2 protein-coding genes are annotated in these 3,689 nt (G+C 76.5%); both read right to left on the reverse strand.

The window, feature by feature from the left end:
- Nucleotides 1–2,761, reverse strand: a 2,761-nt coding sequence (locus MCBG_RS33760) for a beta-ketoacyl synthase N-terminal-like domain-containing protein (protein ID WP_223201422.1), incomplete at its 3' end; no start/stop codon positions are given.
- The coding region (locus MCBG_RS33765; RefSeq protein WP_223201114.1) for a lantibiotic dehydratase at nt 2,643–3,689 on the reverse strand (1,047 nt) is incomplete at its 5' end. The genes MCBG_RS33760 and MCBG_RS33765, both read right to left, overlap by 119 nt.

Genomic DNA, 3,689 nt, shown 5'->3' on the forward strand with positions numbered 1-3,689 from the left:
GGCGGCGTCGCGGCGTCCCCGGCGGCCCGGCGCTTCGGGTCGTGAGCGCCGCCGCCGCCCGGGCCCGGTCGACAGCGACGACGGCGGCCCGGTGCCGGTACGCCGGCCGGCCCTCCCGCAACGTGTACGCCACGTCGCGCAGCCCCACATCGGGCGCGCCGGTGAGCCGCTCGGCCAGCCGGGCACAAGCAGCGGCCAGCGCGTCGGGCGTCGCGGCGGACACCTGGAGCAGCTCGCCGCCGCCGTGATCCGGCTCCGGGGGTACGCGCGGCGGCGCCTCCTGGAGCACCAGGTGCGCGTTGGTGCCGCCGAGGCCGAGCGAGCTGACGCCGGCCCGCAGCGGCCGCTGGTCCTCGGGCTCCCACTTGGTCAGCGTGGACACCACGTAGAACGGGCTCGCCTCGATGTCGATGTCCGGGTGCGGCCGGTCGTGGTTGACGGTGGGCGGGATGAGCCGGTGCCGCATCGACAGCACGGTCTTGATCAGGCCGATCACGCCGCCGGCCGCGCTGAGGTGACCGATGTTGGCCTTCGTGGAGCCGACCCCGCACCAGCCGCGCTCGGCGGTGCGCCGGCCGTACGCCGTGCTCAGCGCCGCCAGCTCGATCGAGTCGCCGAGGACGGTGCCGGTGCCGTGCGCCTCGACGTACCCGACCGAACGCGGGGCGACGCCGGCCACCGCGAGCGCCTGCGTGACCACCTCCACCTGACCGGTGACGCTCGGCGCGGTGAAGCTCGCCTTGGCCGAGCCGTCGTTGTTCACCGCGTTGCCGATGACCAGCGCCCGGATGTCGTCGCCGTCGGCGAGCGCGTCGGAGAGCCGCTTGAGCACGACCACGCCGACGCCGCTGCCGTAGACGGTGCCGTCGGCGTCCGCGTCGAACGGGCGGCAGTGCCCGTCGGCGGAGGTGTAGCCCTCGTCGGCGACGTACCCGACGCCGTGCGGCAGTTCCACGCACACGCCGCCGGCCAGCGCCGTGTCGCACTCGCCGCTGCGCAGCGCCTCGGCGGCCAGGTGCACCGCGACGAGCGACGACGAGCAGGCGGTCTGCACCGTCATCGCCGGGCCGCGCAGGCCGAGCCGGAACGCGACGGTGCTGGCCAGGTAGTCCGGCTTGTTGCCGAGCGACACGCGCAGCTCACCGGCGTCCGCGAGCGCCCGCGGGTTCCGCCGGACGTTGAGCCACTGGTACAGGTCGGCGTTGCCGCCCGCGTACACGCCGATCTCGCCGTCGTAGCGGGCCGGGTCGCAGCCCGCGTCGGTGAGCGCGGCGTGCGCGTGCTCCAGGAACAGCCGCTGCTGCGGGTCGGTCAGCTCCGCGTCGCGGGGGCTCAGCCCGAACAGCTCCGCGTCGAACCGGTCCACGCCGTCGAGCACGGCGGCCACCGGCACGTACGCCGGGTCGTCGAGCTGCTCCGCCGGGACGCCCCGGGCCAGCAGCTCCGCGCGGGTGAACCGGGTGAGCGACTCGGCGCCGACGACCAGGTTGCGCCAGAACTCCTCCGCCGACGCCGCCCCCGGCACGCGCAGGCTGAGCCCGACGATCGCGATCGGCTCCACTGTCTCGTTCACGCCATGACCTCCGGCTCGGCCGAATCGCTGATGTGCAGGCGCAGTTCGCTGACGTAGCGGCGGCCCGCGCGGTCGGGCAGCCACGCCTGCCCGAGCGCGGGCAGCAGCTCCGACACGGTCACCGTCACGTCGTCGCCGCCGGACCGCCGGGCGGCGCGCAGCAGCAGGCAGAGCCGGTTGGCGTAGAGCGGGGCTGGTCAGGTCCACGTAGGTGGGCTTGAGTTCGGTGGCCACCCGGACGAAGACCCGCTCCGGCAGGCCCAGCGCGGTCCGCCACCGGCGTACCGCGAGGTAGCGCCGCGCCTGGTCGACGGCGTCGGCCAGGCCGGTCGCCCCGACCGTGGTGCGCCAGGTCTCCCGCGCCAGCACCAGCCGGTCGACTGTCACCCGGGGGCTGTGCGGGCGGTCGGTCATCAGCTTGAACGCGTCGCCGGCGTGCACCGCGATCAGGTCGGAGAACACCTCGACCAGCGGCCAGCGCGTGCCGTCCGGGCCGGTCGCCACCAGCACGCCGTCCACCTCGGACACGATCGCCGCGTTCGCCGGCACGAGCCGGTCGCGCGGCGCGCCGGGCGCGTCGGCGAACGCGAGCCGGTGGTCGTCCGGCCCGTGCAGGGACGCGGACAACCGCCCGCCGACGCGGGGGAAGTCGACCGGGTAGAGCGGGCGCAGCCGTCCCGGGCCCAGGTCGGCCGCGTACGCGCGCCGCAGCCGGTCCACGTCGGGGTGGCAGTGGGTGAACAGCTCGGCGTTGAACGTGGCGTACGCGGCGTGCAACTCGCCGAGCACCGCCCCGAACTCGCCGGCGGCCAGCGCCTCGGGTGACTCGGCGAACAGTTGCAGGTCGGGGCTGTGCACCCGGCCCGCGCTCCAGCCGGGACGGCCGGCCGGGAACGCGTCGGCCACCAGGGGCGCCAGCTCGGCCGCGGCGAACTCCACCCGGGTCGTCCCGGCGGGCAGTCCGGCCAGTCCGAGCACCCGCTCCCAGCGGGCGGCGAACTCTGCCGCGACCCGGTCCACCGGCCGGTCACCGGGCCCGAACAGCGGCCCCTGCGCGACGAACCACAGGTCACCGAGCCGGACCGGCCCGTCGCCGCCGAGGTCGTCGTACAGGTCGCGCAGCGCGTCGCCGTACGCCGTGGCCAGTTCGGCGGTGAGCCAGCGCGCCGCCCGCAGCGGCAGGTCCAGCGTCGGGGCCAGGGAGTCGAGCAGGCCGCCGCCGACGGTGAGGTCCACGTCGCGTGCGGTCTCCTCGTGGCACAGCGCCCGCCCGGCGTAGTTTCTGCCCGGCCCGGCGGCGCGGCGGCAACCCGGTGAGCGCGGTGAACTCGGCGTCCAGCGCGGACAGCGCGGCGGTGAGGGCGGCCGGGTCACCGGCGGCGTCGGCGACCCGGGTGCGGGCGGCGGCCAGCCGGTCCAGCCCGGCCAGCGCCCGCGCGCGGCACTCCCGGTCACCGATCGCGGCGATCCGCTCCCGCAGGTGCTCCTGCGCGGCGAAGCCCTGCGGCAGGTCGAAGTCCCAGCGCAGCAGCCCTCGCTCGACGAGCTGCGCGAGCAGCAGGAACCCCTCTGCGGCGCGGCGCACACCGGTCTGCCCGTCGCGCACCAGGTCGTCGACGACGTCCCGGGCCGGGCGGGTGCCGTCGCACCGGCACAGCGCGATCGACTCGCTCAGCGACACCGGTTCCGGGCGCTGGGCCGGCCGGTGCACGACCCGGTCCGCCAGGTGGACGTGCGGCGCCCGGACCGGGGCCAGCCACTGCCGGACCTGCGGGTCGGCGGCCAGCCGGTCCGCGTACGCGGCGAGCGCCCAGTGTTCGAGGTGGACGGCGCGGCGGCGGAGCAGTCCGGGGCCGGGCACGGCGGTGACGCCGGGCGCACCAGGTGCCACGGTGCCCCAGCACACCGGCCCGAAGAAGCCGATGGTCTCGCACTTGGCGACGTAGCGCTGCCAGTACCCGGCGACGACGTTCTCCCGGCCCCGGCGGCGCACGTTGCGGGGTGCGTCCGGGCCGTCGCGGAGCAGCCCGTCCAGCGCCACCAGCGCCTCCGGGTTCTGCCAGGCGACGGCCTCACGGAACAGCGGGTCGGCGGCGATCCCGCACAGCGCCGCCGA

Origin of the sequence: Micromonospora sp. M42 (assembly GCF_000568915.1) — a bacterium.
Classification (GTDB): Bacteria; Actinomycetota; Actinomycetes; order Mycobacteriales; family Micromonosporaceae; genus Micromonospora; species Micromonospora chalcea.